General features: G+C 68.4%; 19 protein-coding genes. 14 read left to right on the top strand and 5 right to left on the bottom strand.

Annotation, left to right across the window (positions count from 1 at the left end; genetic code table 11):
- The first annotated feature begins 105 nt into the window (after window positions 1–105).
- From pdhA to ACQHI0_RS34045, 6 genes are all read left to right on the top strand, one after another.
- Window positions 106–1,188 (top strand): pyruvate dehydrogenase (acetyl-transferring) E1 component subunit alpha, encoded by a 1,083-nt coding sequence (pdhA, locus tag ACQHI0_RS34070; RefSeq protein WP_427905780.1) that lies wholly within the window; start codon window positions 106–108, stop codon window positions 1,186–1,188.
- On the top strand, window positions 1,185–2,159 hold the full coding sequence (locus tag ACQHI0_RS34065) for an alpha-ketoacid dehydrogenase subunit beta (RefSeq protein WP_427905779.1): 975 nt from the start codon (window positions 1,185–1,187) through the stop codon (window positions 2,157–2,159). The genes pdhA and ACQHI0_RS34065 overlap by 4 nt, the downstream gene beginning before the upstream one ends.
- Window positions 2,159–3,493 carry a dihydrolipoamide acetyltransferase family protein gene (locus tag ACQHI0_RS34060; RefSeq protein ID WP_427909385.1) on the top strand — a complete coding sequence of 445 codons (1,335 nt, stop codon included), beginning with the start codon at window positions 2,159–2,161 and terminating at the stop codon, window positions 3,491–3,493. Before ACQHI0_RS34065 ends, ACQHI0_RS34060 begins: the two co-directional genes overlap by 1 nt.
- Before the next feature lie 88 nt (window positions 3,494–3,581).
- The gene (locus ACQHI0_RS34055; RefSeq protein WP_427905778.1) at window positions 3,582–4,985 is read left to right on the top strand and encodes a uracil-xanthine permease family protein; all 1,404 of its coding nucleotides are present in this window, start codon (window positions 3,582–3,584) and stop codon (window positions 4,983–4,985) included.
- Window positions 4,986–5,304: 319 nt separating this feature from the next.
- Window positions 5,305–6,108, top strand: coding sequence for an SDR family oxidoreductase (locus ACQHI0_RS34050; protein ID WP_427905777.1), 804 nt, complete (start codon window positions 5,305–5,307; stop codon window positions 6,106–6,108).
- A 127-nt stretch (window positions 6,109–6,235) separates the two neighbouring features.
- Window positions 6,236–6,454 carry a hypothetical protein gene (locus tag ACQHI0_RS34045; RefSeq protein WP_427905776.1) on the top strand — a complete coding sequence of 73 codons (219 nt, stop codon included), beginning with the start codon at window positions 6,236–6,238 and terminating at the stop codon, window positions 6,452–6,454.
- A 16-nt stretch (window positions 6,455–6,470) separates the two neighbouring features.
- On the opposite strand, the gene ACQHI0_RS34040 is transcribed toward ACQHI0_RS34045, so the two are convergent.
- Both ACQHI0_RS34040 and ACQHI0_RS34035 read right to left on the bottom strand, forming a co-directional pair.
- Window positions 6,471–6,887: an acyl-CoA thioesterase gene (locus ACQHI0_RS34040; protein ID WP_427905775.1), complete on the bottom strand. Its 417-nt coding sequence runs from the start codon at window positions 6,885–6,887 to the stop codon at window positions 6,471–6,473.
- Between the two features lie 7 nt (window positions 6,888–6,894).
- The gene (locus ACQHI0_RS34035) at window positions 6,895–7,827 is read right to left on the bottom strand and encodes an AraC family transcriptional regulator (protein WP_427905774.1); all 933 of its coding nucleotides are present in this window, start codon (window positions 7,825–7,827) and stop codon (window positions 6,895–6,897) included.
- A 154-nt stretch (window positions 7,828–7,981) separates the two neighbouring features.
- On the opposite strand from ACQHI0_RS34035, the gene ACQHI0_RS34030 reads away from it, so the two are divergent.
- Together ACQHI0_RS34030 and ACQHI0_RS34025 are read left to right on the top strand one after the other, a co-directional pair.
- Complete coding sequence (locus tag ACQHI0_RS34030) at window positions 7,982–8,824, top strand: NAD(P)H-binding protein (RefSeq protein WP_427905773.1); 843 nt, start codon at window positions 7,982–7,984, stop codon at window positions 8,822–8,824.
- A 113-nt stretch (window positions 8,825–8,937) separates the two neighbouring features.
- On the top strand, window positions 8,938–10,209 hold the full coding sequence (locus ACQHI0_RS34025) for an MFS transporter (RefSeq protein ID WP_427905772.1): 1,272 nt from the start codon (window positions 8,938–8,940) through the stop codon (window positions 10,207–10,209).
- On the opposite strand, the gene ACQHI0_RS34020 is transcribed toward ACQHI0_RS34025, so the two are convergent.
- The gene (locus tag ACQHI0_RS34020; RefSeq protein WP_427905771.1) at window positions 10,199–11,893 is read right to left on the bottom strand and encodes a nitroreductase family deazaflavin-dependent oxidoreductase; all 1,695 of its coding nucleotides are present in this window, start codon (window positions 11,891–11,893) and stop codon (window positions 10,199–10,201) included. The genes ACQHI0_RS34025 and ACQHI0_RS34020 overlap by 11 nt on opposite strands.
- A gap of 104 nt (window positions 11,894–11,997) precedes the next feature.
- On the opposite strand from ACQHI0_RS34020, the gene ACQHI0_RS34015 reads away from it, so the two are divergent.
- Window positions 11,998–12,573 carry a TetR/AcrR family transcriptional regulator gene (locus tag ACQHI0_RS34015; protein ID WP_427905770.1) on the top strand — a complete coding sequence of 192 codons (576 nt, stop codon included), beginning with the start codon at window positions 11,998–12,000 and terminating at the stop codon, window positions 12,571–12,573.
- A gap of 22 nt (window positions 12,574–12,595) precedes the next feature.
- Here the strand turns inward: ACQHI0_RS34015 and ACQHI0_RS34010 are convergent, their stop codons facing one another.
- Entirely contained in the window at window positions 12,596–13,753 is a 1,158-nt protein-coding gene (locus ACQHI0_RS34010; RefSeq protein ID WP_427905769.1) for a DUF5925 domain-containing protein, read from the bottom strand.
- A gap of 97 nt (window positions 13,754–13,850) precedes the next feature.
- Between ACQHI0_RS34010 and ACQHI0_RS34005 the strand changes: the two genes are divergently transcribed.
- Entirely contained in the window at window positions 13,851–15,410 is a 1,560-nt protein-coding gene (locus tag ACQHI0_RS34005) for an MFS transporter (protein ID WP_427905768.1), read from the top strand.
- A 110-nt stretch (window positions 15,411–15,520) separates the two neighbouring features.
- On the opposite strand, the gene ACQHI0_RS34000 is transcribed toward ACQHI0_RS34005, so the two are convergent.
- Entirely contained in the window at window positions 15,521–16,237 is a 717-nt protein-coding gene (locus ACQHI0_RS34000; protein ID WP_427905767.1) for a hypothetical protein, read from the bottom strand.
- A gap of 155 nt (window positions 16,238–16,392) precedes the next feature.
- Here ACQHI0_RS34000 and ACQHI0_RS33995 point away from each other — a divergent pair, with 155 nt between their 5' ends.
- The 4 genes from ACQHI0_RS33995 to ACQHI0_RS33980 all read left to right on the top strand — a co-directional run bounded on the left by ACQHI0_RS33995 (window position 16,393) and on the right by ACQHI0_RS33980 (window position 26,909).
- Window positions 16,393–17,391 carry an iron chelate uptake ABC transporter family permease subunit gene (locus ACQHI0_RS33995; RefSeq protein ID WP_427905766.1) on the top strand — a complete coding sequence of 333 codons (999 nt, stop codon included), beginning with the start codon at window positions 16,393–16,395 and terminating at the stop codon, window positions 17,389–17,391.
- Window positions 17,388–18,434, top strand: a complete 1,047-nt coding sequence (locus ACQHI0_RS33990; protein ID WP_427905765.1) for a FecCD family ABC transporter permease — start codon at window positions 17,388–17,390, stop codon at window positions 18,432–18,434. The genes ACQHI0_RS33995 and ACQHI0_RS33990 overlap by 4 nt, the downstream gene beginning before the upstream one ends.
- Before the next feature lie 12 nt (window positions 18,435–18,446).
- Window positions 18,447–19,253, top strand: coding sequence for an ABC transporter ATP-binding protein (locus ACQHI0_RS33985; protein WP_427905764.1), 807 nt, complete (start codon window positions 18,447–18,449; stop codon window positions 19,251–19,253).
- Window positions 19,254–19,349: 96 nt separating this feature from the next.
- Window positions 19,350–26,909 carry an amino acid adenylation domain-containing protein gene (locus ACQHI0_RS33980; protein ID WP_427905763.1) on the top strand — a complete coding sequence of 2,520 codons (7,560 nt, stop codon included), beginning with the start codon at window positions 19,350–19,352 and terminating at the stop codon, window positions 26,907–26,909.
- Window positions 26,910–26,943 lie beyond the last annotated feature (34 nt).

Here is a 26,943-nt window from a genome sequence, read left to right as displayed (position 1 = left end):
TTGCGCACCCCGCGTAATCGTGGATGCTGAGTGATACACATCGCACTCAGCGGAGTGGCGTACCTTCATCGGCCCACAAGGCCCGGTGGCGAGGAGGCGGTCACGATGTCGCAGAAGCAGACCTACCCGGTCCAGCTGGTGCAGCCCGACGGCCGTCGGGTGTTCGACAAAGAGCACGGCGCACTGGTCGCCGATGTCGATGCCGAGCGATTGCGGCAGCTCTATCGGGACATGGTGATCACCCGCCGGATCGACGTCGAAGCCACCGCGTTGCAGCGCCAGGGCCAGCTCGGATTGTGGCCGCCGCTACTCGGACAGGAAGCCGCGCAGGTCGGCTCTGCGCACGCGCTGCACCCCGATGACTACGTCTTCGGCTCCTACCGCGAAACCGCCGTCGCCTACTGCCGCGGCGTCCCGCCCGAGCAGCTCACCGCCCTGTGGCGCGGCGTCGCCCACCACTGCTGGGACCCGGACGAGGTCAAGATGACCAATGCCAATATCGTCGTCGGCTCCCAGGGCCTGCACGCCACCGGCTACGCCTACGCCGCCCACCTCGACGGCGCCGATATCGCCACCATCGCCTATTTCGGGGACGGCGCGACGAGTCAGGGCGATATCGCCGAGGCACTCGGATTCGCCGCGGCGTGGAGCGCGCCAGTCGTGTTCTTCTGCCAGAACAATCAGTGGGCGATCAGCGAACCGGTCGCCGTGCAGAGTCATACCCCACTGGTGCGCCGGGCCGACGGCTACGGGATTCCGGGCGTGCAGGTCGACGGCAACGATGTGCTCGCCGTCCTTGCCGTCACCCGCCAGGCCGTCGAACGCGCCCGCACCGGCGGCGGCCCCTCCTTCATCGAGGCGATGACCTACCGGATGGGCCCGCACACCACCGCCGACGACCCGACCCGCTACCGCACCGCCGCCGACACCGAGTACTGGGCGCAACGTGACCCCATCGAACGCGTGCGCCTGCTCCTCGAACGCGAAGGCGATCTCTCCGCCGAGTTCACCCAGCAGGTCACCGACGCCGCCGACGACGTCGCCCGCCGCCTACGCACCGCGACGATCGACATGCCCGACCCCGACCCGGAGCGGATGTTCGACAACGTCTACGCGACCGAGCACCCATTGATGACCGAAGAGCGCCAACAGTTCTCGGCCTACCTCGCCGAAGGAGCGCAGTCATGATCACCACCTTCGCCGCCGCCCTCAACACCGGCCTGCGCAACGCGATGGAAGACGACACCAAGGTCGTCTTGCTCGGCGAGGACATCGGTCGGCTCGGTGGTGTGTTCCGCGTGACCGACACGCTGCAGAAGGATTTCGGCGACAACCGCGTCATCGACACACCACTGGCCGAATCCGGCATCGTCGGAACGGCTTTCGGGATGGCGCTGCGTGGCTACCGACCGGTGGTGGAGATCCAGTTCGACGGTTTCGTGTATCCGGCGTTCGACCAGATCGTCTCCCAGGTCGCCAAGATCCACAACCGTACCGGCGGAAAAGTGAAGGCCCCGTTGACAATCCGCATTCCGTTCGGCGGTGGCATCGGCGCGGTCGAGCACCATTCCGAATCACCGGAGGTGTATTTCGCGCACACCGCGGGCCTTCGCGTTGTCGCACCGAGCACGCCCGCCGACGCGTATTCGATGATTCGCCAGGCCATCGCACTGGACGACCCGGTGATCTTCTTCGAACCGAAACGTCGCTATTGGGACAAGGCCGACGTAGATTTCGAAGGCGAACCGGATCTGCCACTGCACAAGGCCAGGGTCTGCACCCGCGGCGCCGATGCCACCGTGGTCGCCTACGGCGGCACCGTCGCCACCGCGCTCACCGCGGCGAAGATCGCTGCCGAGGAAGGACATTCGATCGAGGTGATCGACCTGCGCAGTCTCTCGCCGATCGACGTCGACACGATCGCGGAATCGGTGGAAAAGACCGGCAGGCTGGTCATCGTGCACGAGGCGCCCGTGTTCGCCGGGCTGGGCGCCGAGATCGCCGCCCGGGTCACCGAACGCTGCTTCTATCACCTCGAGGCGCCGGTGCTGCGCGTCGGTGGCTACGACATCCCCTACCCCCCGGCTAAGCTCGAAAAGCACCACCTGCCCGACCCCGACCGCATTCTGGCGGCGGTCGACCGCTGTCTAGCCGCGTGATGAAAGGTGCCCTCGTGCCGGAACCAGCCGCCAGCGACGACGGTCATGTTCTCGAATTCCGCCTGCCCGACCTGGGTGAGGGCCTGGCCGACGGCGACCTGGTGTCCTGGGCCGTCGCGGTCGGCGACACGGTGGAACTGAACCAGACCATCGCCGAGGTGGAGACCGCGAAGGCGGTGGTGGCGCTGCCGTCGCCGTTCTCGGGGGTGGTGGTCGAATTGCTGGCACAGCCCGGCGACACCGTACCGGTCGGCGCGCCGCTGATCCGGGTGCGCAACGATCTCGAGGTGAGTGCACCGCCTGCCGCCGAGCCGCGCACGAATGTGCTGGTCGGCTACGGCCCCGAGGCCGAATCCACCTCGCGGCGAAAGAAATCGACACCGTCGATGGCTTCGAACACACCGAGCACGCATCGTGCCGCCGCGACCCCGGCGGCCCGTAAGTTGGCCAAGGAACTCGGCATCGATCTGTGGTTCGTCGCGGGTTCGGGGCCGGAGGGCGCGGTCACCGTCGAAGACGTGCGCTCGGCCGTGCCGGTGACGCAGCCACGCACCCCCGCCCGCCTCGGTGCCATCGCGCCGACGCCGTCGAACGGCCATGCCACCGACGCCGACGGCCTGATCGAGCCGACCGCCCGCGAAGAACGCACCCCCATCGCGGGCATCCGCAAACGCACCGCCGCCGCGATGCAGGCCAGCTCACGCACGATTCCGCAGGCCAGCACCTTCGTCACCGTCGACTGCACCGCTTCGATGGAACTGCTCGACCATCTGCGCACCACCAAGTCTTTCGAGGGCCTCACGCTCACCCCGCTGGCGCTGGTCGCCAAAGCGACACTGGCGGCGATCGCGGAATATCCGGGCATCAACACCTCCTGGGATGAGCAGAATCAGGAGATCGTCACCAAGCACTATGTGAATCTGGGCATCGCGGTGGCCTCGGATCGTGGGCTGATGGTGCCCAATCTCAAGGAGGCGCAGTCACTGAGCCTGCGTGAACTGTGCCGCGAGATCAGCTGGGCGGCCGATACGGCCCGGTCCGGCAATGCCACCCCCAACGACCTGCGTGGTGGCACCTTCACCCTCACCAACGTCGGTGTCTTCGGCGTGGATTCCGGTGTCCCGCTGGTGAATCCGGGCGAGGCGGCCATCCTGTGCATCGGCTCGATCCGCAAGCGCCCCTGGGTGTTCCGCGACGAGCTGGCCGTCCGCTGGGTCACCACCCTCGGCCTCAGCTTCGACCACCGCATGATCGACGGCGAACTCGGCGCCCGCTTCCTCGCCACCACCGCCGGCTTCCTCGAAGATCCATTGACGCTGCTCAGCCGCATCTGAGCGGCGTTCCGACCGATATATCCGACCCGCAACGCCGACGAAACACAACGCGCACTCGCGGTAAAAAACGGGGGCTACAACCTGTTGTATGAGTGAGGCACATCCCGTCGACACCCGGCTGCCGTTCGCGCGGCAACTGGCGTTCGGCGTTCAGCACGTCCTGATCATGTACACCGGTTGCATCACCGTGCCGTTGGTCTTCGGTGCGGCCGCGGGGCTGGACCGGGCCACGATCGGGCTGTTGATCAGTGCTGATCTGCTGGTCGCGGGCATCATCACGCTGGTACAGAGTCTCGGTGTGGGCAAGCTGGCCGGTGCGCGGTTGCCGATCGTGTGTGGTGCCACGTTCGTCGGGCTCAACCCGATGATCCTGATCGCCAAGGAGTACGGCCTCGAGGCTGTGTACGGGTCGATGCTGATCGGTGGTGTGGTCGGTGTCGCGCTGGCGTGGCCGTTCGCGCGGGTGGTGCGGTTCTTCCCGCCGCTGGTCACCGGGACCGTGCTGACCGTGGTGGGGGTATCGCTGATCGGGGTCGCCGGGGGCCTGATCATCGGGACCGATCCGAAGTCGCCGAGTTTCGCCGCGCCGTCGAATATCGGACTGGCTGCCGTGGTGGTGCTGATCGCGGTCGCGTTCGTCTGCATCGGGCGCGGGGTGTGGTCGCAGCTCGGTGTGCTGATCGCGCTGATCGCGGGCATCGTGATCGCGCTGCCGATGGGCCTGATCACGACGGCGGGCGTCGGCACCGCCGACTGGATCGGCATTCCGCAACCGTTCCACTTCGGGTCGCCGCAGTTCCCGGTGACCGCGGTGGTGGCGATGAGCATCGTGATGGCCGTGGTGTTCGCCGAGTCGACCGCGAGCATGCTGGCGATCAGCGAGATCACCGGCAAACCGCTCGGCAAGGGCGATCTCGCGCGCGGTCTGGTCGGCGACGGTCTGTCGGGCGTGCTCGGCGGCGTCTTCACCGCGTTCGTCGACACGATCTTCAATCAGAATGTCGGCGCGGTCGCCACGACCAGGGTCTACAGCCGGTATGTGACCGCGGTGAGCGGGGCGATCCTGGTGGTGCTCGGGCTGGTGCCACGCATCGGTGAGGTGGTCGCGGTGATTCCGAAGCCGGTGGTCGGCGGTGTGGGGCTGGTGCTGTTCGCGACGGTCGCGGTCGTCGGCGTCACCACGCTGCTGAAAGCTGATCTGACGGACCGGGTCAACGCGACCGTCGCCGCCACCGCGATCGGTATCGGCCTGCTGCCGGTCTTCACCAAGGACATGTTCGACAAGTTCCCCACCTCCGCGCAGATCCTGCTCGACTCCGGCGTCACCCTCGGCGCGGCCACCGCGTTCCTGCTGAACCTGGCCTTCAACCACACCCCGCTCGGCGCCATGGCCCGCGCCGCGATCGTCAAACCGCCCGCGACGGAACCAAGCGCGACCGACGACGCACCGACGACCACCACCACCACCCCGAAACCCGCCGCCGCGATCTGATCTCGATCGCCCCCGGCCCATCGCGGCGGCACAGCACTGGGTAATGCGTGGCGCCGGCCTCGTCCTGCCGACCGAGCACACACCGACCGCAAGCCGACACAACCAGTACCGCCCGTAACCGCGGCCTCCACCACATCCCCAGCCCCGCACATCCCGACCCCGAGGAGGGATCGCCGACGAAGTCGGCGGTTCGCGCCCGTCCCGTCGATCAGGTGCCGTTGCGTAGGCGACGAAGGAGCAAGCAACGGCACCTGATCGACGGGACCGCCGGGGGCGCGAACTCGAGCGCGCCAGCGCTCCAAAAATATAAGCTGCGGGGATGGAGATAGCAGGCAAGGTCGCGATCGTCACCGGTGCGGGCGCGGGTATCGGTGCCGCACTCGCTTATCGTCTCGTCGCCGGCGACGCACGGGTCGTCGTCGCCGATCTCGACGCGGACAGCGCGGCGAAGGTCGTGGCCGACCTCGGCGACAAGGCGGTCGCGGTCGGTGGCGATGTGGCCGACGAGCAGGTCGTGGCGGACTTGATCGCGACCGCCGAACGCGAATTCGGCCCGGTGGACCTGTATTTCGCGAATGCCGGCATCGGCGGCGGTCCCGGCCTCGACAGCACCGAAGCGCAGTGGGCCGCCACCATCGACGTGAACGTGATGGCCCATGTCCGGGCCGCGAAACTGCTCGTCCCCGGCTGGCTGGAGCGCGGCAGCGGCTATTTCGTCTCCACCGCGTCCGCGGCGGGCCTGCTCACCCAAATCGGCTCCGCCCCCTACTCGGTGACCAAACACGCGGCGGTCGGCTTCGCCGAATGGCTCTCGGTCACCTACGGCGACAAGGGCATTCGCGTGAGCTGCCTGTGCCCGATGGGTGTGGACACCCAATTGCTCACCGGCGCGCTCATTCCCGACAACCCGGAAGCCGGCGAACTGGCGATCAAAGCCGTGAAGACCGCGGGCGCGGTGCTCTCCCCCGAGGAAGTCGCCGACACCGTGGTCGAGGCGATGGCCGCCGAACATTTCCTGATCCTGCCGCACCCCGAGGTACTGCAGATGTACCGCAACAAGGGGTCGGACTACGACCGGTGGATTTCCGGCATGCGCCGCTTCCAGTCCATGCTTCGGGCGTGAACACGCACCGACCGCGCCCGAAATTTTCGGCGAGGTAGCGGCGAGATCGCTCGATTCCTGCCACCATGGTCTCCAAGCCGCCGGTCACGATCCGCTGACCGGCGGAGGTCTACGCGGAGATCCGGCGATGGCACAACTGATGTATTTCAAGAAGGTTCGCGACGAGCTCACCGAGGTCGAGTACCGCTGGGGACCGAGCCGGGAACAACTGGACTCGTCCCTGGTGATCGACAAAACCACCTTCGCCGCCCTCCCCGGACCACCGGGCTACTCGCCCGCGGGCCAGATCATCCTGCGCGCCCGTCGCGGCAGCGAGTGGCCCGAGGTCGGCGTAATCGCCTCCTGAGCTCCCGGCCCGAGCGCTACTCGGTGACGAGCTCCGCGGCCGCCTCGCGCACCACCGCGGGGATCGCCACCGGTTTGCGGGTGTCGGCGTCGACATAGACGTGCACGAACTCGCCGGTCGCGGCGAGCTCGAGACCAGCCTCGCCCTCACGGAAGATCGCCAGATCGTAGGTGATGCTCGAGTTGCCGAGGCGGGCGATCCGCAACCCCACCTGCAACTGATCGGGGAAGCTGACCGACCCGTGGAACTTGCACGAGGTCGTCGCGACGACGCCGAGCGCGGGCAGCGCGGTGATGTCGGTGCCGGTGGCGCGCATCAGCCAGGCGTTCACGGCGGTGTCGAAGTAGGAGTAGTAGGTCACGTTGTTCACGTGGCCGTACTGGTCGTTGTCGGCCCACCGGGTCGGCATCGGCCATAGGACGGGATAGCTCATCCGGCCATCATGCCGCGCTCCCCTGCCGATGGTCGCGCGGGCTCACCCCGAAGTGCCGTTTGAAGGCGGTGCTGAGGGCGAAGGCGCTACCGTATCCGACCTTGTGGGCAATGGATTCCACGGTCGCGTCCGATTCGGCGAGCAGGTCGGCGGCCAGGGAGAGCCGCCATTCGGTCAGGAAGCTCATCGGGGGCTCGCCGACCAGCTCGGTGAACCGGCGGGCCAGCGCGGCCCGCGACATTCCGACTGCCTCGGCCAAGGCCACCACCGTCCATGGGTGTGCCGGATTGTGCTGGAGCAGGCGCAGAGCCTTGCCGACCAGCGGGTCGCTGTAGGCGTGGTACCAGGCGGGGGCGTCCTCGCGGGCGAACCAGGCGCGCAGCGAGGCGATGAGCAGCAGGTCGAGCAGGCGGTCCAGGACGGCGGTCTGCGCGGGTAGATCCTTGGTCGCCTCGTCGACGAGCAGGTCGAGCAGCCGGGTATCGAGCTCGCCGCGCGGCAGCACCGCGACCTGCGGCAGCGCGCGCAGCAACCGCCGGCTCACCGCCCCCGCCGATTCGTAGGTTCCGGTGACCATCAGCGTCTCACCGTCGGGATCGGTGCCCCACTGCCGAACGCCGAGACTCAGTGTCTCACACAGGATCTCACCATCGGGAGTCGTCGTGACCTGCCCCGGCTGAATGACGACCTGAGGTTCGGTCGCCGGATCGTCGGCCACCGTATACGGCTGCGGCCCACGGAAAACCGCGACATCGCCCGCGGCGAGCTGCCGCGGCGGCATCGAATCCGTACTGACCCAAGCCTTTCCGCGGATCATCGCGAGCACCGTGAGCGGAGCTTCATCCTGCACGCGCAGCGACCACGGCGGGTTCAGCAGCGAACACATGAGGAACGCACCGCGGGCGCGTGGACCTTCGAGCAGACCGGCTAACGCATCCACTGTGCTGTTCCGCCTCTCCGTGTCTTTTGGCCAGACCACGTGCCACGCCCGGCAAAAGATCACCGCCACACCCTGAATCCACAATAGACGACTACGCATGTTCGTGAGCGGCACGACGATGTTGCCGCGGCCCGCGCGGCGGTGTACTTATCTCATGACAAACACCGCTTCTCACCAGCAGCTTTCCCTCATCACTGGCGCTACCGGCAAGACCGGCAGCCGGGTGGCGGCGCTCCTCGAAGCCGCGGGCCACCCGGTGCGCCACGGCTCGCGGACCGCCGAGATCCCCTTCGACTGGACCGATCGCGAGACCTGGGCACCCGCGCTGGCCGGTGTCGATTCGGTCTACCTCGCCTTCCAGCCCGACCTCGCCGTGCCCGGCGCTCCGGACGTCATCCGCGCGTTCACCGCCGCCGCCCGGTCCGCCGGGGTGCGCTCGGTGGTGTTGCTGTCGGGGCGCGGCGAGCCCGAAGCGCTGGAATGTGAAGAGATCGTGCAGAATTCGGGTCTGAGCTGGACCATCGTGCGCTGCGCCTTCTTCGCTCACAACTTCAGCGAAGGCGCCTTCGTCGACGACGTGCTCGCCGGCGCGGTGGCACTGCCCAACGGCGATGTGCCGGAACCGTTCGTGCACGTCGACGACATCGCCGAGGTGGCGGCGGCCGCGCTCACCGACTCACGTCACGCGGGTCAGCTCTACGAGCTCACCGGGCCGCGCGCCCTGAGCTTCGCCGACGCGGTCGGCGAGATCGCCGCGGCCACCGGTCGCGAGATCGCCTTCATCCCTGTCTCCCGGCCGGAATTCGTTGCGGCACTGAGTGAGTACCAGGTCCCCGATGACGCGATCAGCCTGCTCGACTACCTCTTCGGCACCATCCTCGACGGCCGCAATTCCGCGCCCGCCGACGGTGTCCGCCGCGCCCTCGGCCGCGAAGCCCGCGATTTCACCGAGTACGCCAAGGAGACCGCCGCCACCGGAGCCTGGACTCCGCAGTAAGCAGCAACCGGACAGTTGATCACCAGGCCCCCACCAGGGCCTGGTGATCTCGATCCACCAGGCACACCGCGATCCGCGACGAGGTCCCGGCACCGCCCGGTACCGTCGAAGCAGTGAGTTCAGCGACGATCGACCACAGTCTTCGCCTGACCAGGGCCGCGGTGTTCGCGGCTTTCACGCTGAACGGGATTCTGCTGGCCATGTGGGTGGTCCACATTCCGGCGATCACCGACCGGACCGGGGTCTCGCCCTCGACGCTCAGCGTGCTCGTGTTGCTGATGTCGGGCGCCGCGCTCGTCGGCATGCGGCTCGCGGGTCCGGCCGCCGACCGGTTCGGCAGCCGCACGCTGGTCGCCCTGGCCGCATCGGCCATCTCCGTGACCGTCCTCGGTCCGGGACTGGCGACCGGCCCGGTCACCTTGGCTATCGCCTTGGCCTGCTTCGGATTCGGCATGGGTGCCCTCGACGTGTCGATGAACACGCAGGCGGTGCACGTGGAACGTGGGTACCACCGCCCGATCATGTCCGCGTTCCATGCGATGTTCTCGGCGGGCGCCTTCGCCGGTTCACTGGTGGGCGCGGCCGCCCAGCACGCGGGCCTGGCGCCGCAGGTGACGCTGCTCTGCGCCGGCATCGGCGGACTGTGTGTCACCGCGTTGCTGGTGCCACGCCTGCTGGGCCGCGAGGGAACCGAATCCCCTTCGTATCCAGAGCATTACGACAACGACGGCCCCCAAAAGGCAACCACGGGTCGACGAGACCACCACGGCGTGGCCGACTCGACAGAACCAGGCGCCGTCGACTCGGCCGCGCCCCGCGCCGATCAGCGCAGCGAGCATCGTCAGCGCACACGAAAAGTGCTGGCCCTCGGGTGCATCGCGTTCGTACTCCTGCTCGCGGAGGGCGTAGCGGCCGACTGGAGCGCGCTGCAGGTACGCGAGCACCTCGACACGTCCGAGGCGAGTGCCGCCCTCGCGTTCGGAGCCTTCTCCGCCACCATGACCTTCGGCCGATTCATCGCCGACCGGATCAGCGCGGCCATCGGCCCCGTCGCGATGGTCCGCTACGGAAGCTTGCTCGCCGCAACCGGATTCGCCGTGGTCATCGCCTCCCCGTGGCTGCCGCTCACTCTCCTCGGCTGGGCGATGTGCGGCCTCGGCCTCGCCGGCGGCGTCCCCCAGATCTTCTCCACCGCGGGCAATCTCGGCGGCACCACAGCTGCCACCGACATGTCCCGCGTCTTCACCATCGGCTACCTCGGCCTGCTCGCGGGCCCCGCGATGATCGGCTGGCTGACCGCCGTGATCCCACTGACCGCGGCGCTGACCGTGCCACTGGCGCTCACCCTGGCCTGCGCGGCCGCGGCGAAGGTCGTCAGTCGGTGAAGGTGATCCGGACCGAGACCGGCGTGCTCTGCAATGCGCGGAAGGCCGCCCCGGCCAGCCCGGCGAAGACCGGATTGGGCGCGAAGGTGCGCGCCCGCGCCACGACATCGTCGGCCGGACGCAGCTCGGCGGTCCCGGTTCGCCACCGATTCCCTTGGCGGACCCGCACTTTCGGTTCCGCGCCGATATTGGCGGCCCATCCCGACCTGGTCCCGTGCTGGCTGATCACCCACGCGCCGCTGTCGTCGAACGCGACCGAGACCGGCACCACCCTGGCCTGCCCGGACTTGCGTCCGATCGTCTCCAGCTCGGTCGCGTACGAGGTGCGGATGCCGATCCGGCTCAGCGCGCGGACCGCCGGGTTCGCGACATAGCGACCCACCGCCCGCTCGACCTCGAACTTGCGCCGCATCGGATCCTTGGTGGTCATTGTCGAACTCCTTCTACTGCGAAACGCGTCGACGCCGTGATGTTTCAGCATGGCCGCCACCGTGAGCCACGGTGTACGGCCGGGGTCGGGCTCGTCGCCCGCCCCGAGCAGATGCAGCTGATCGGTGTGCCACTGCAGGTCGAGGGCACCTTCGAGGCTCTTGACGTTGGACAGTGTGGACACCCGCGCGGGCAGGCGCAGCGAGATCTGCGGGGAATGCAGCCGCGCGGTGCGCTCGTGCAGGATGTCACCCGCGGCGTTCGGTGACACCGCGCTCGGCCGGCCGAGGCCGATGACATCGCACTCCCCCGACTCGACCGCGTCGACCATGGCCACGCGGGAACGGAATCCGCCGGTGACAGCCAGCGGCACCGACCCGGCGGCCGCCCGGACCGATTCGGCGTACTCGAGGAAGTACGCCTCGCGCGCGACGGTGCTCGCCGAACGCGCCACCGGCCTGCCCATCATCGCGGGCGATTCGTAGCTGCCGCCGCTGATCTCGATCAGATCCAGCCGCTCGCCGGCGAGGCGGCGCACCACCTCACGCGACTCGTCCTCGGTGAAGCCGCCGCGCTGAAAGTCCGCGGAGTTGAGCTTGATCGCGACGGCGAACGACGTCGACACCTCGGCCCTGATCGCGCGCACCACCTCCAGCACGAAACGCGCCCGCCGCTGCGGGTCACCACCCCAGCGGTCGTCGCGCTGATTGGCCAGTGGCGAGAGGAACTGGGAGACGAGATACCCGTGCGCCCCATGGATCTGCACGCCGTCGAAGCCCGCACGCTCGGCGATCCGCGCGGTGGTGGCGAAACGGTGCACGATGTCGACGATCTCGCCGTCGGTGAGCGCGCGCGGCGCCGGGATACCGGGCAGGCCGAGACCGACCGCCGACGGGGCCACCGGCTGCGACCGGGTCGCGAGCGGATTCGCCTGTCTGCCGGGGTGATTGATCTGCATCCAGAGCCGGGTGCCGCCGTTTTTGGCGGTGCGCGCCCAGCGGCGCAGGTCGTCGAGGTGACGTTCGTCGGCGATGACGACATTGCCCGGCTCACCGAGATGGTCGTGGTCGACCATCACGTTGCCGGTGACCACCAGACCGAAGCCGCCGGTGCCCCACCGGCCGTAGAGCCGCTCGAGCCGTTCGTCCGGCGCGCCGGCGGAGGTGCCGAGACCCTCGCTCAGCGCGGCCTTCATCAACCGGTTGGGCAGCAGTTGGCCGCAGGGCAGGGCGAGCGGATCGGTCAGGGCTGTCATCGTCGGCTCCTCCACGGATAGCGTCGAGTACACCGATCGATGTACCTACCCGACGGTAGTACACCGATCGGTATACTACAATCGGACCGACCGAAAGGATGTCGATGGCAGCACGCGACGGACTCGTCCAGAGCACGATCGACCTGGTGCGCCGCAACGGCGTGGCCGGGACCGGTGTCGCGAACCTGCTCGCCCACAGCGGGTTCTCCCGCCGGACGATCTACCTGAACTTCCCCGGCGGCAAGTCCGAGTTGATCACCGAGGCCACCCGGGTCGCGGGCCGCGCGATGACGACGCTGATCGAGACCTTCAGCAAGGACACCGAGCCGGAGCAGACCATCGCGTCGTTCGCCGACGCGTGGAAACAGGTCGTCGAGTCCAGCGACTTCCTGGCCGGCTGCCCGATCGTGGCCGCGGCACTCGGACGCTCGGAGTCGCCTTCGGCGGCCGACGCGGCAGGCGAGGCGTTCGACGACTGGGAACGGGCACTGGCGACCCGGCTACGCGCGGAGAACATCGACGCCGACACCGCGAGCTCTTTGGCGACGACCGTGATCGCCACGATCGAGGGTGCGGTGGTGATGTCGCTCGCCAAGCACAGCACCGAGCCGCTCGACCGCGTCGGCCGTCACCTCACCGAGCTGGTCAGGGCGCACATCCGCCCGGTCGGTATGTCTTGACCAGCCGTCGGACACAAGAGCGCTACAGGTACATGCCGACGTCTGCCGAGTGGTCGATCGTCGATTGGATCTGGATCCCGCCGTCGCGGTGGGCGACCAGTTCGGCGAGGGTCGCCCCGTCCGGAAAACTCGACGCGACGGACTCACCGTCTTGGCGGGCCAGCCAGTCGTCGGCTTCCCGCGCCGACAACCGGCCGACCTCGAGTTGGGCCAGGCAGCGGCCGGGCCGGACGACGGCGGGGTGCAGCCGGGAGAGATCCTCGTTCGTGGTGATCGCGATCAACACATTGCGGCCCTGACCGAGCATGCCGTCGGTGAGATTGAGCAGGCGCGAAAGCTTCTGGCCCGCGGCTTCTTTCGCCTCACCGCGGATCAGCTCGTCACAGTCCTCCAGCACCAGCAATCGCCAGCGGCCGTCCTCGTCGTCACCGTCGGCACCCGCCGCGACTTCCATCAGATAGCCGGGATTGCTGAACAATTCCTCCGGATCGACGACACAATCGACCTGACACCACGGCGCCCATGACCGCGCCAGTGCCCGCAACGCAGTGGTCTTGCCGGTCCCGGGCTCACCGTGCAACAGCACCAGCCGACCCTTGATGTCGGCGACACCGAGCCCCATCAACCGCTCCATGCCCGCCGCCACCGAGACCGTGTAATTCCCACGAATCTCCGCCCACGCGGGTGCCGCGATCTGACGACGGCGACGCGCGGGCCGCCGGACGTCCATGTGCCAGAAACCCATCTCGACGGTGGCCTCGCTGTCACGTGACAGCGAAGCCCCATCCGTGGCCTCGGCCAGCACCTCGACGGCGAGTTCGTCGCTCACCGCGGTCACTTCGATCGTGGCCGAACCACTCGCCCATCGCACCGCGCGCAGTGCCCAGCCGTCACCGGCCGCGAGCAGCGCGCTGCTGTCGTCATCGGCGACCGAGCGCACGATCCGCGAGCCGGCGGGCCGCAGCGCCGCGTCGGGGCGCACCCGGTCGAGGTGGGCCTGCCGGGCGAAGGGCTGATCGCCACGCAGGAACGGGGCGAGGGCCAGCGCGTCGATCGCGTCGCGGGTCGAATAAGTGGAGTCGATGGTTGCCGACCACGGAAACGGCTCACCCTGATCCTGCGGCTGACGCGGCGAATCGACGAGCCTGAGCTGTTCATTGTGTGTGGACACCGAGCCCATGATCGTGGTCGCCTGGCCGGAATGTCCAATGACTTATGGCGGGCACCGCAGGGAAACTCGCTGGCATCGGAGGCGATCACGTCGGTACGGTCGTAGTGTGACGTCCACTCAGCACGACCAGTCCCCGCCGGAATCCGCCACCACGGCCGGACTCAAGGAGTGGATCGGGCTTGCAGTCCTCGCCCTGCCGACGCTGCTCATCTCGATGGACATGAGCGTGCTCTACCTGGCGATCCCCCACATCAGCGAAGCACTCGAACCCAGCAGCTCCCAGCTGCTGTGGATCCTCGACATCTACGGCTTTCTCGTCGCCGGCTTCCTCATCACCATGGGCACCCTCGGCGACCGCATCGGCCGACGCAAACTCCTGATGATCGGCGCACTCGCCTTCGGCATCGCCTCGGTGATCGCCGCGTACTCCACCAGCGCGAACACGCTGATCGGCACCCGCGCACTGCTCGGTATCGCGGGCGCGACGCTGATGCCGTCCACCCTGGCGCTGATCCGCAATATGTTCCACGACGACCGTCAGCGCACCGCCGCGATCAGCGTGTGGATGACCAGTTTCATGGTCGGCATGGTGATCGGCCCGCTGGTCGGTGGCGCGATGCTGGAGAACTTCTGGTGGGGTTCGGTGTTCCTCGTCGCGGTGCCCGCGATGGTGCTGTTGCTGGCGACCGGCCCGTTCCTGCTGCCCGAATACAAGGACCCGAACCCGGGCAAACTCGACATTCTCAGCGCGTTGCTGTCGCTGCTGTCGGTGATGGCTGTCATCTACGGGATCAAGGAGCTGGCCAAGGACGGCTGGTCGATCGAGGCGGTCAGCGTGCTGGTGACCGGTCTGGTGCTCGGCGCGGTGTTCGTCCTGCGTCAACAGCGACTGACCAATCCGCTGATCGACCTGCATCTGTTCGGCAATGTCCGATTCAGTGGCTCGCTGGTCGCGTTGATGGTCGCCATGCTGGCGATGGGCGGACTGTTCCTGTTGCTCTCGCAGTATCTGCAACTGGTACTCGGCCTCTCGGCGTTCGAGGCCGGGCTGTGGACCGTGCCGCAGGCGGTGGCGATGGTCGTGGCGGCGGGCGTGGTGAGCGCGCTCGCTCCCAAGATCCGGCCCGCGTACCTGATGGCGGGCGGTCTGGTGATCGCGATGGCCGGGTACGCGATCTTCACCCAGCTCTCGGGCAGCGATGACCTCGCGCTGATCGTCACCGGCATGGTGGTGTTCTCGCTCGGTCTGAGCCCGATGTTTGTGCTCGGCCTCGATCTGATCGTCGGCGCGGTGGACCCGGAACGCGCCGGTGCCGCCTCCGCCATCTCCGAAACGGGACAGGAACTCTCGGCCGCGCTCGGCGTCGCGGTGATCGGCAGCATCGGTACGGCCGTCTACCGCGGGCAGATGGCAGAACAGCTGCCCGCCGGACTTCCAGCGGAGATCACCGACACCGCCGAGGACACGCTCGCGGGCGCCCTGTACGTCGCGTCAGCGCTACCCGAACCGTTCGGCGCGCAGCTGACCACGATCGCTCGTGAGGCCTATACCCATGCGCTGCAGGTGAATTCGGTGGTCGGCATCGGGCTGACCGCGGTCGCCGCCGTGCTGGTCATGACCCTGTTGCGCCACATCCCCGCGCCGAACGCGAAGGCAACCGACTGACGTCCGGATACAGCGAATCCCGCCCGATGCTGATTCGGGCGGGATTCTTTTCTCGCTGAGTTGTCCCCTCCGCGAGCTCGGTTCGGCCGGTTCAGCCGAGATCTTGCGGCTTACTTGGCAGCCGGGGCCGGGGCCGGGTTGTTCGGCATCGGGGAGTTGATGGTGGTGATGTACTGCAGCGCGGCCATGATCGCGACCGGCGCGGTGATGAAGATCTGGCCCGCGATGGTGCCGAGCGCACCGAGTGCGGTGGCGCCGACGAGGCAGCCGCCGATGCCGCCGGGGACCGTGCCGACCAGGAAGCCGAGGATACCGCCGGCAACGGCGCCACTGGCCGCGCCCGCGACACAACCGATGGCCGCGCCACCGATGCCGCCGACCAGGGTGGCGATGCTGGCGCCGAGGGAGATGGTGCCGGTCATGCGGCTCCAGGCGGCCTGCTCACGGTCGTACTCGCTCTTCCACGGAGCCACGTTCTCGTAAGGCAGCGCGACCGGCTTGTAGGTGGCGTGCGCCAGATCGAACTGCGGGGTCAGCGTGGCGGTGCGGCCCGAGATATCGGCAGCGATCGGGAATTCGAATTCGTCTACCCGGAAGGACAATTCGGTGCCTGCGACAGTGGTGCCGTTGGCGGCCTTGATCTTGAACACGCCGTCCTCGACCACCATCGAACCCGCGTCGGTGCTGATGATCGCCGCGGTCTCGGTGGCCGTGCCGGTGTAGTTGATCGGCTCATCCGCCGCGGGTGCTGCGTGGCTGGCTCCGGCGGCGATGCCCATGGCAACGCTGACGGTGGATGCCAGCAGAGCGAACTTGGTGATTTTCACGGGGGGTGAACCTTTCGTTTCCTCATCATGAGATGCGCGGCGCGCAAGCTGCGGTCCGAACGAGATGTGACAATAGCGAGGTAAGCCTCACCTATCAAGACCTTGCTTAGGCTAACCTCCAAGACGACCCAGTTTCGCCGTGAGAGAGAACCCTGATGAGAAATCCGCGTTGGTGCGGGTGGCTTCTTGCCGTATTCGTGCTGGTCGCAGCCTGTGCGCTCAGCCTGCTGGTCGGCACGAAAGCTATTGCGATCGGCGATGTCTGGCAGGCGCTCTTCGGCGCGAGCACTACCCCCGACCACGTCACCATCACCGAATACCGGGTGCCACGCACGCTGATCGGCCTGGTCGTCGGACTGGCGCTGGGCGTCGCGGGCTGCCTGATGCAGGGCCTGACCCGCAATCCACTGGCCGATCCAGGGCTGCTGGGCGTCAATGCGGGCGCCGCCTTCGCCATCACCATCGCCGTCGCGATATTCGGTGTGAGCGAGATCACCTCGTATGTCTGGTTCGGTTTTCTCGGTGCCGCGCTGGTGTCGGTGGTCGTCTACCGAGTGGGCACCGCGGGCCGATCCGGCACCGATCCGGTGCGACTCACGCTGGCAGGTGTCGCCGCCACCGCGGTTCTCGGCGGTCTGACCAGGGGCCTGATCCTGATGCACCCCAAGGCCTTCGACGAGATGCGCCAGTGGGATTCCGGCGGCCTCACCGGGCGCGGGTTCGACATCCTGCTCGGCGCGACCCCGTTCATCGTGGTCGGCCTGATCATCGCGGCGCTGTGCGCGCGCTCGCTCAACGCCGTCGCGCTCGGCGACGACCTCGCCCACTCGCTGGGTGTGCACGTGGGTCGCACCCGCCTGTTCACCGCGCTCGCGGTGGTGCTGCTGTGCGGTACCGCGACCGCCGCGGTGGGCCCGATCGCGTTCGTCGGCCTCGCGGTTCCGCATGTGGCCCGGTGGCTGATCGGACCCGATCAGCGCTGGATCTTCGCCTACTCGCTGATTCTCGCGCCGATTCTGGTGCTGTCGGCCGACATCGTGGGCCGCCTCGTCATTCGTCCCGATGAAGTACCCGCCGGCCTGGTCACCGCGTTCCTCGGCGCGCCGGTGCTGATCTGGCTGGCCCGTCGCGCGAGAGTAGGTGCCGCCGCATGATCGACTTCGGACGCACGATGCTGGTGGTCCGGCCGCCCGGATCACGATTCTCCGCCCGGATCGGTGTGCGCACCCTCGTGGTGTGCGCTGTCCTGCTGACGATTTCGCTGGCGACGGCGGTCCTCGCGCTCGGCAGCGGCGACTACCTGATTCCGCCGCTGCGGGTGCTGCGCGCGCTGGTGATCGGCGACGAGCGGTTCGACCGGCTGGTGGTGTGGGACTGGCGGCTGCCGCGCATTCTGCTCGCCCTGATCCTCGGCGCCGCGCTGGGCGTGAGCGGTGCCATCCTGCAGTCGGTGACCAGGAATCCGCTCGGCAGTCCCGACATCGTCGGGTTCAACACCGGCGCCTACACCGGCGCGCTGATCGCGATCCTGACCCTCGGCGGCGGCCACCTGCAGACCGCGACGGGCGCGGTGATCGGCGGGCTCGGTGCCGCGGTGGTCATCCACCTGCTCGCCTTCCGGCACAACGTGACCGGGTTCCGGCTGATCATCGTCGGCATCGGCGTCAGCTCCATGCTGGTCTCGGTCAACACCTGGCTGATCCTGCGCGCTGATCTGGATGCGGCGATGTCGGCGGCGGCCTGGGGTGCCGGAACGCTGAACGGACTCTCGTGGCCGCAGGTCGGTCCCGCGATGGTGATCCTCGGCGTGCTCGCGATCGCGCTCATCCCGGCGGCCCCTCGCTTGCAGATCCTCGAACTCGGTGACGACACCGCGCGCGCGTTCGGGCTCAATGTCAGCCGGGCGACGCTGTGGCTGATCGTGCTCAGCGTCGCGTTCACCGCGGTGGCGACGGCGGTGGCCGGTCCGATCGCGTTCGTCGCGCTCGCCGCACCGCATCTGGCGCGCAGGCTGGCGCGCACGCCGTCGATCGCGCTCGGGCCGTCGGCGGCGATGGGGGCGACGCTGATGATCACCTGCGACTGGATCGCCCAGCACGCGTTCGCGCCGACCACCGTGCCGGTCGGCCTCGTCACCGTCTCGATCGGTGGTCTGTATCTGGCGTATCTGCTGGTCGCCGAGGCGCGACGGAACTAGGAAAGCGACAAGATGAACAACACTTCCCGCCTGCGCGCCGACGCGGTCCGCCTCGGCTACAAGGGCACCACCATCAGCGACCAGCTGTCGGTGGACATCCCCGACGGCAAGTTCACGGTGATCATCGGCCCGAACGCGTGCGGCAAGTCCACACTGCTGCGCGCACTCGCCCGCCTGCTCCCCCCCGAGTCGGGGACCGTGCTGCTCGACGGCAAACCGATCGGCTCCTACCCGGCCAAGCAGGTGGCCAGGCAGATCGGGCTGTTGCCGCAGACCTCGACCGCGCCGGACGGCATCCGCGTCGCCGATCTCGTCGCGCGCGGCCGTTATCCGCATCAGACGCTGCTGCGGCAGTGGTCGAAGGCCGATGAGGAGGCAGTCGCGTCGGCGATGGCGGCGACCGGTATCGCCGAGTTGTCGGCGCGGATGGTCGACGAGCTGTCGGGCGGTCAGCGCCAGCGGGTGTGGATCGCGATGGTGCTCGCCCAGGACACCCCGCTGATCCTGCTCGACGAGCCGACGACCTACCTCGACATCGCCTATCAGATCCAGCTTTTGGACCTGTGCCGGTCGCTGAACCGGGAATCCGGGCGGACAGTCGTGGCCGTACTGCACGACCTCAACCACGCCTTCCGCTACGCCGACCACCTGATCGCCATGCGTGACGGGCGGGTGGTGGCGACGGGTGCGCCGGCCGACATCGTGACCGCCGAGCTCGTGGACGAGGTGTTCTCGTTGCGGTGCCGGATCGTCGACGACCCGGAAACCGGTACGCCACTGGTGATTCCGCTCGCCGAGGATGCCGCGAAGGTGCGCTAGACCTGCGGTGACGCCGTCGGCGAAGATAGGTATTCCACAATTAGTTAAGTTAGGCTAACCTAACTGTTTGTGAATGTGACGAGGGAGGGAGTTGCCGTGACTGATGGTCTCGAGTTACCGCTGACCGGACCGCAGCTCGGCATCTGGAACGCCCAGCGCTTCGATCCCGAGTCCGGGCGCTACCTGGTCGGCGAGGTACTGGAGATCACCGGCGACGCGCCGATCGATGTCGAGCTGCTGAGCGAGGCGATCCGCCGCACCGTCACCGAGGCCGAGAACATGCGGCTGCGATTCGTCGAAACCGCCGATGGACCACGGCAATTCGTCAGTCAGACCGAGGCACAGCTCCGCCCGACCGTCGATCTGCGCGCGGCGGCGGAACCGATGGCGCTGGCCTACGAGGCGGTGGCGCTCGAGCGTGCGCAAGCTGCCGAGCGGTGTCGCGGCATGGTCGACCGGCAGCTGTACAACTACACGCTGATCCGGATCTCCGACTGCGTGGTCTGGTGCGTGCAGCTCTACCACCACCTCATCGTCGACGGGTACAGCGCGGCGCTGCTCTCGCGCCGGGTCGCCGCCCACTACACCGCCCTCCGACGCGGAAAGCCTTCGCCGAAAAATACTTTCGGGACCATCGCCGAGCTGGTCGCCGAGGAACAGGCCTATCGGGCCGGTCCCGAATTCGAGGCCGACCGCGCCTACTGGCGCGATCAGCTCACCCCATGGCCCGATCTCGACGGTCGTGGTCGCCATCTGGGTGGCGCGGTCGAGCGGACGATCCGCGCCGAAGCGATCCTCACCTCCGACCTGCTCGCGGCACTGCGCGACAGCGCCGAACGGCACGGCATCACCTGGGCTGACGCACTCGTCGCCTGCTACGCCGCGTTCCTGCACCGTCTGCTCGGCACCGGCGATGTCGTGGTCTCGATGCTGCTGATGGGCCGGGTCGGCCGCGCCGCGCTGCGCACCCCCGCCATGGCGGTGAACGTGCTGCCCCTGCGGGTGCCGGTGCGTTCCGGCGACCGGCTCGGCGAGCTGGGCCCGCGCATCGCCGACACCCTGCGCGAGACCCGCTCACACCAGCGCTACAGCGGCGACGACCTCGCCCGCGACTTCCACGGTCACGGCGCGGGCGAACTCCTGCACGGAATCGGCATCAACCTCAAGGTTTTCGACTTCACGCTCGATTTCGACGGTGCGCGTGGTGTCCTGCGCAACGTGGCGGGCGGTCCACCCGAGGACCTCGGGCTGACCGTCACCCCGCTGCCCGACGGCACGGTGCTGCTCGGCTTCGAATCCGATGCGCGGACCAATGACGCGGACACGGTGCGGGGGCGGGTCGCCGGGTTGGTGCGGGTGATCGAGTCTTTCACCGGCTCGGACAAGATCGCGGTCGGTGCGCTCGAGCTGCTCGACCCGGCCGAGCGCACGCGACTGCTCGATGCGCGTTCCATGGCGATGCGGCTGCTTGATTCGGCGTCTGACGACGAGCAGCCCGTCTCGATGGTGCCCGACATTCTCGAACGGGTGCTCGCCGAGCAACCCGACACCGTGGTGCTGAGTTCGGCGCAGGCGGCGTACACCGCCACCGAACTTCGGCTCCGGGTGAACCGGCTCGCGCGATTCCTGTGCGAGGCCGGGGTCGGACCGGATGCGATCGTCGGTCTCGCGCTGCCCCGCGATGTGGAATTCGTCGTCGCGCTGCTGGCCGTGTGGCGGGCCGGTGGTGCCTATCTGCCCCTTGATCCAGAGCATCCGGTCGCCCGGCTGCGCGCGACGATCGCGGACGCGGCGCCCGTTGTGGTGCTCAGTACGGGCGAGCTGGCGGCCCAGCTCGGTGCTGACGCCGTCGCGATCGACGATGCAGGCTTGCGCGCGAGGCTGGACGATTACGCGTCCACCGACCGCGACCCACACCACCCCGGCACCGGTCAGTTCACGGCCGGCGGGATCGCAGTGCGGCCGGCGCACGCGGCGTATGTCATCTACACCTCGGGTTCGACCGGGCAGCCGAAAGGTGTTGTCGTTCAGCACGGCTCGCTGGCGGCGCTCGTCGCCGCCCACCACGCCGGGATCTACCGCGCCGCCGCGAGCCGTGCGGGCGACCGTCAGCTGACCATCGCGCACACCACGTCCTTCGCGTTCGACGCGTCGCTCGATCCGTTGCTGTGGATGACCGCTGGACACCGAATCCACGTGTACGACAGCGATACGCGGCGCGACCCGGCCGCCCTGGTCGACGCCTTCGCCAAGGACGGCATCGACGTTGTCGATGGCACTCCGTCCTTGATCGCGGCCCTGCTGGAACACGGCTTGACCAGCGAATCGCGGTCACCCGCACAGTCGGGCGCCATCGCCCGGAAGCCCGAAGCCGTCGAACAGGTCTCGACGGCGACGGATCTCGCGAGTGCGGACAGCATCGGTGAGACAGCACCGCTGACGCTGGTGATCGGCGGCGACGCCTGCTCGGCGGAGCTGTGGGGCGCGATCGAGCGCGGTGGGTTCGCCGCGGTGAACCTGTACGGACCGACCGAGGCGACGGTGGATGTGCTCGGCGCGCCGATCGACGGCGCTGGTCCGCGGATCGGGTTGCCGGTCGCGGGCTCGCGGGTTCACTTGCTGGACAACGGATTGCAGATCGTCGCCGATGGGCAGGTGGGCGAGCTCTATCTCGCCGGTCCGCAGATCGCGCGGGGCTACCTCGGCCGGTTCGCCACTACCGCACAGTCCTTCGTCGCCGATCCGTACGGTCCGCCGGGAGCGCGGATGTATCGCACCGGCGACCGGGCGCGCTGGGTCCCCGGGCTCGGTTACGAATACTTGGGCCGGGTCGACAACCAGGTGAAGATCCGTGGCCACCGAGTCGAACTCGGCGATGTCGCGGCGGCGCTCGAAGGTCTGCCCGAGATCCGTAGCGCGGCAGCCGATATCCGTGAGATCGCCGGTCGCCCCACCTTGATCGGCTACGTAGTCGCCGCGACCAGCACCCTCGATACCTCGGACGCCCGTACCCGTCTGGCCGACCTGGTTCCCGAGCACATGGTGCCCGCGCGGCTCGTCGTCCTCGACGCACTGCCGACCACGGTCAACGGCAAACTCGACCGCGCCGCGCTTCCGGACCCGGCGACCGGCGAGGCCGGGCGCGCGCCGGCAACCACAGCTGAACATGCTGTCCACAAGGCGATTTCGGCCACGCTCGGACTCGACAACGTCAGCATGGACGACGACTTCTTCGCCGTCGGTGGCGACAGCATCACCGCCATCACCGTCAGCAGCACCCTGCGCGCCAAGGGCCTGACCCTCCTCCCCCAGCAGCTACTGACCCGCCACAGCCTCGCGGTGCTGGCCGCCGACGCAGCCGAGATTCCAGCCGCCGAAGGAGTTCTCCCCGGCGCCATCCAGGGCCTATCGCCGAGTTCCGGATCGATATCGGCACCGGCGTCGAACTCCGCGCCGAGGTCACGCGCTACCGAGCCCGGCAACGGCTCACCCGAGTCGGCAACCCAGGCGGTGGCATCGGTCGACAACAGCTCCGGGGCGGCAGGCACGTCGAACACGCAGGTCGCATCGTCCCTGCCCGCGGCACCCGGCCACCTGATCCCAGCGCTCTCGCAGACCGACGTCGACGAGTTCAGCGCCACCTACGGCCCGGTCGCCGATGTCCTGCCACTATCCCCGTTGCAAGAGGGACTGCTGTTCCACGCGTTGCGTGACGGTGCCGACGACGTCTACACGATGACGGCGCGGTTCACGCTCGCGGGCGCGGTCGATCCGGAGCGGATGGGTGCGGCGTTCGCGAACATGCTGCGGCGGCATCCGAACCTCGGCGCGGCGTTCAGCTACGAACAGCTCGACCAGCCGGTGCAGATCGTTCCGCGGACACCGGGCGTCTCGTGGCAGGTCGAGGATCTACGCGACAGCACCGATCCCGAAGCGCAAGCACGGCTTTCGATACAGCGAGCCGGTGCCGAACCGTTCGACATCGACCACCCGCCACTGATCCGCGGCCTCCTGATCCGCCTCACCGACACCTCGCACTGGCTGGTCCTCATCGCCCACCACCTCCTGGCCGACGGCTGGTCGGTGCCGACGATGGTCCGCGAGACCCTCGCCCGCTACACCGGCGAAACCCTCGCGCCCCCTGCCTACTTCGGTGACTACCTCGCCTGGCTGGCCACCCGCGACATCACCGCCACCCTGCGCTGGTGGACCGAGAACCTCACGGGCCTGCGCGCGCCGACCTTGCTCGCCGACACCGCTACCTCCGCGCCCGCTCCGGCCGCGTCCCCTTCGCTCGCACCGACCGGCACCGACGCGCCGCGCACCGATCCGGCAGCCGTAGCGCGACAGCGCCCCGTCGGACTGCGGGTTCCGCTCACGGCTGACGTGGCGACGGCATTGGCCGAGAACGCCAGGCAGCACGGGCTGACCATGAACACGGTGCTGCAGGGCGCGTGGGCGATGGTACTGGCGGATCACTTCGGGCGCACCGATGTGGTGTTCGGGACCGTGGTTTCCGGGCGGCCCGCCGATCTGGCCGGGGTCGGCGGGATGGTCGGGTTGTTCAGCAATACCGTTCCGGTGCGGGTCTCGCTCGAGGCCGGTCGCGCGGTGGCCGAGCAACTCGGTGACCTGCAGCAGACGTCGTTCGACGGCCAGGCTCGGGGATATCTCGGGTTGGCCACCATCGAGCGGGCAGTGGGGATCGGGCGGTTGTTCGATTCGCTGGTCGTGTTCCAGAACTTCCCGAAAGCCGGTCTGTTACAGCCGGACCCGGGTGGGGTTCAGGTCCTCGACGTCGATGTGGACGGGTTGACGGACTTCCCGGTCACGGTGACCGCGCTGCCAGGGGCCGAGTTCACGCTGATGCTGCACCACGACCCGGCCGAGGTGGCGGGTCAGGTCGCCGCGCGGCTGAGCGATCGGCTCGCAGCCGTATTGTCCACGCTGGCAGCCGATCTCAACGGCACCGTCGGGCAGACCATGACCGCCGCGATGCCGTCGGAAACACACGGCAGCACGCTGGCCGACTGGTCATCAGCAGCACCGATCGCCGCCGACGCGCCTGCCGTCACGGCGAACGGCGTGACGATCACGTTCGGTGAATTCGGCGGCCGGGTCCATCGGCTCGCGCGATGGCTCGTCGACCAGGGTGTCCAGCCCGAAACTGTGGTCGCGGTGGCGATGACTCGGGGGATCGATTCGATCGTCGCCGCGCACGCTGTGTGCCGAGCCGGCGGAGTCTATCTGCCGCTCGACCCGCACAGTCCCGCGCAACGCGCCGACCGAATCCTCGGAACATCCGCCGCCGCACTGGTTCTCACCACCGCGGTCGACGGCTTCCGGACCGATCGCGCGCCGGTGACGCACGTCGAAGCACTGGAGCTGTCCGGTTTCGCCGATACCTCGATCACCGACCTCGACCGACTCGCACCACTGCTCCCCCGCAATGCCGCGTACCTGCTGTTCACCTCGGGCTCCACCGGCGAACCGAAGGGCGTGAGCGTCTCGCACGAGGCGATCGTCAACACCTTCGAGTGGATGCAGCGACGGCACCGGTTCGGCGCGGGCGACACCGTCTTGTACCGCACCGCGGCGACTTTCGATGCCTCCCTGCTCGAACTGTTCTGGCCCTTGCTGGTCGGCGCACGCGTCGTCGCCGCACCGGTCTCCGGGCGACTCGACCGCGACCCGCACTATCTCGCCGACCTGATGGCGACCGAGCGGGTCGGCATGGTGCAGCTGACATCGTCGATGCTCACCGTGCTCGCCGAGGAAGCCGACCTGAGCGGCTGCACCGCGCTGCGCTGCGTGATCACCGGTGGCGAACCACTGCCCCCGCCGACCGCACAGCGGATCAGGACGCTCACCGGCGCCCGAGTGCACAACCTCTACGGGCCCACCGAAGCCGCGGTCTGCATCACCCACCACGAGACCTCCGACGCCGACAGCGGCAATGTCCCGATCGGCCTACCGGCCTCGGGTGCCGACGTACGCGTCCTCGACACCGAACTCCACCCGGTTCCGGCCGGGGTGATCGGCGAGTTGTACCTCACCGGAACACAATTGGCGCGCGGCTACCTAGCGCGTCCGGGCCGAACCGCGGGTTCGTTCGTCGCCGACCCGCTGGGTAACGGCGAACGGATGTACCGCACCGGCGATCTCGCGAGCTGGGGCCCGCACGGCGAACTCGACTACGTGGGCCGCGCCGACAGCCAGGTGAAGCTGCGCGGTCAACGCATCGAACTCGGCGAAATCGAAGCGGCCCTGCTGCATTGCCCCGGCGTCGCCCACTCCGCGGTGATCCTGCGCGAGGACACCCCCGGCGATCAACGCCTCGTCGCCTACCTGGTCGCCAAGGCGGACACCGAGATCGACATCGCCACCGTCCGGTCCGGCCTACAAGCACGGGTGCCCGCCTACATGGTCCCCGCCGCGTTCGTCGTCCTCGACCACATCCCCCGCACGACGAGCGAGAAGATCGACCGCAAAGCCCTGCCCGTCCCGACCTACGCGGTCTACGGTGCCGAGAACCTCACGGCCGCACCGAGTAACGCTGGGCCATCGCCCGAAATGCCCGCGGATACCCGGCACAGGCCGCGGAATACGCCGAGCGCCCGCGATCTGATTGCCGTCGGCGACACCACCGCGACCAGTACCGGCCGCAACCACGACACCGACCTGGTCAGCACCATCCGCACGGCAATGGCCGCGGTGCTCTCCACCGCCGACATCGGTGCCGACGCCGACTTCTTCGAGGCAGGTGGGCACTCCCTCACGGCTGTGCGGGTGATGGGCAGGCTGCGGCGGGCAGGGCTCGCGGTCGTGCTCGACGATGTGTTCGAAGCGCCGACACCACAAGCCCTCGCCGACCGGATCACGCAGAGCGACAACAGCTCTCGAACGGCGGAAAGCACGGACCTCGAGAATGCCTGGGGCTCCCGACTCGACCATGTCCTCGAACTGCGCCCCACCGGTTCGCGGGATCCGCTGTTCTGCGTTCACCCGGTCGGCGGCACCGCCTGGCAATTCGGCCCCCTCGCGACACTCCTGCGCGCCGAGCGCCCGATCATCGGCCTGCAACTACCCACCCTGAGCGACAACACTTTCCGTGCCGAGACCATCGACGACCTGGCCGCGCACTACATGTCGACCATCCGCCGAATCCAACCGCACGGCCCCTACCACCTGCTCGGCTACTCCCTCGGCGGCACCATCGCCCACGCCATGGCCGCCGCACTGACCGCGGCGGGCGAACAGGTCGACTTCATCGGCCTGGTCGACGCGTTCGCCCTGTCCGATCTCACCGAACAGGCGTCCCGCGCCCTTGCCGACCCCGCCGACCTGGACCAGCTGCTCCCCGAAATCCCCGAGGACGCACCGGAACTGGTGACGAAGCTACGCGAAGCCGCGACCACCCTGCTCGGCCTCGTCTCCGCGTCCACCGCGGCCGCGTACGACGGCCCGATGGCGCTCTACGCCGCCGACACCGGAACCACACCCGGCCGCACCGAGGCGCAACTGGCGGGCTGGCAGTCCGCACAGGCCCGGCTCGTGGTGCGCCGACTGCCCTACTCCCACTTCGAGATCGTGTCGCCCGCCGGCTGGGCCGAGATCGCGGCACTTCTCGACACAGACCCGGTGATCAGCGGCTGAGCATGCAGCACACCGCTTTTCACCGTTCGAAAAG

Source organism: Nocardia sp. FBN12 (genome assembly GCF_050320175.1).
Lineage (GTDB): Bacteria > Actinomycetota > Actinomycetes > Mycobacteriales > Mycobacteriaceae > Nocardia.
This window is presented reverse-complemented; position numbering and strand designations above follow the sequence as displayed.

Excerpts from the sequence above, each read along its gene's own strand:
- pdhA (WP_427905780.1), top strand. The coding sequence starts at position 106 with ATGTCGCAGAAGCAGACCTACCCGGTCCAGCTGGTGCAGCCCGACGGC.
- ACQHI0_RS34050 (WP_427905777.1), top strand. The coding sequence starts at position 5,305 with ATGGAGATAGCAGGCAAGGTCGCGATCGTCACCGGTGCGGGCGCGGGT.
- ACQHI0_RS34060 (WP_427909385.1), top strand. The coding sequence starts at position 2,159 with ATGAAAGGTGCCCTCGTGCCGGAACCAGCCGCCAGCGACGACGGTCAT.
- ACQHI0_RS34020 (WP_427905771.1), bottom strand. The coding sequence starts at position 11,893 with ATGACAGCCCTGACCGATCCGCTCGCCCTGCCCTGCGGCCAACTGCTG.
- ACQHI0_RS33985 (WP_427905764.1), top strand. The coding sequence starts at position 18,447 with ATGAACAACACTTCCCGCCTGCGCGCCGACGCGGTCCGCCTCGGCTAC.
- ACQHI0_RS34040 (WP_427905775.1), bottom strand. The coding sequence starts at position 6,887 with ATGAGCTATCCCGTCCTATGGCCGATGCCGACCCGGTGGGCCGACAAC.
- ACQHI0_RS34030 (WP_427905773.1), top strand. The coding sequence starts at position 7,982 with ATGACAAACACCGCTTCTCACCAGCAGCTTTCCCTCATCACTGGCGCT.
- ACQHI0_RS33995 (WP_427905766.1), top strand. The coding sequence starts at position 16,393 with ATGAGAAATCCGCGTTGGTGCGGGTGGCTTCTTGCCGTATTCGTGCTG.
- ACQHI0_RS34045 (WP_427905776.1), top strand. The coding sequence starts at position 6,236 with ATGGCACAACTGATGTATTTCAAGAAGGTTCGCGACGAGCTCACCGAG.
- ACQHI0_RS34065 (WP_427905779.1), top strand. The coding sequence starts at position 1,185 with ATGATCACCACCTTCGCCGCCGCCCTCAACACCGGCCTGCGCAACGCG.
- ACQHI0_RS33990 (WP_427905765.1), top strand. The coding sequence starts at position 17,388 with ATGATCGACTTCGGACGCACGATGCTGGTGGTCCGGCCGCCCGGATCA.
- ACQHI0_RS34055 (WP_427905778.1), top strand. The coding sequence starts at position 3,582 with ATGAGTGAGGCACATCCCGTCGACACCCGGCTGCCGTTCGCGCGGCAA.
- ACQHI0_RS34015 (WP_427905770.1), top strand. The coding sequence starts at position 11,998 with ATGGCAGCACGCGACGGACTCGTCCAGAGCACGATCGACCTGGTGCGC.
- ACQHI0_RS34010 (WP_427905769.1), bottom strand. The coding sequence starts at position 13,753 with ATGGGCTCGGTGTCCACACACAATGAACAGCTCAGGCTCGTCGATTCG.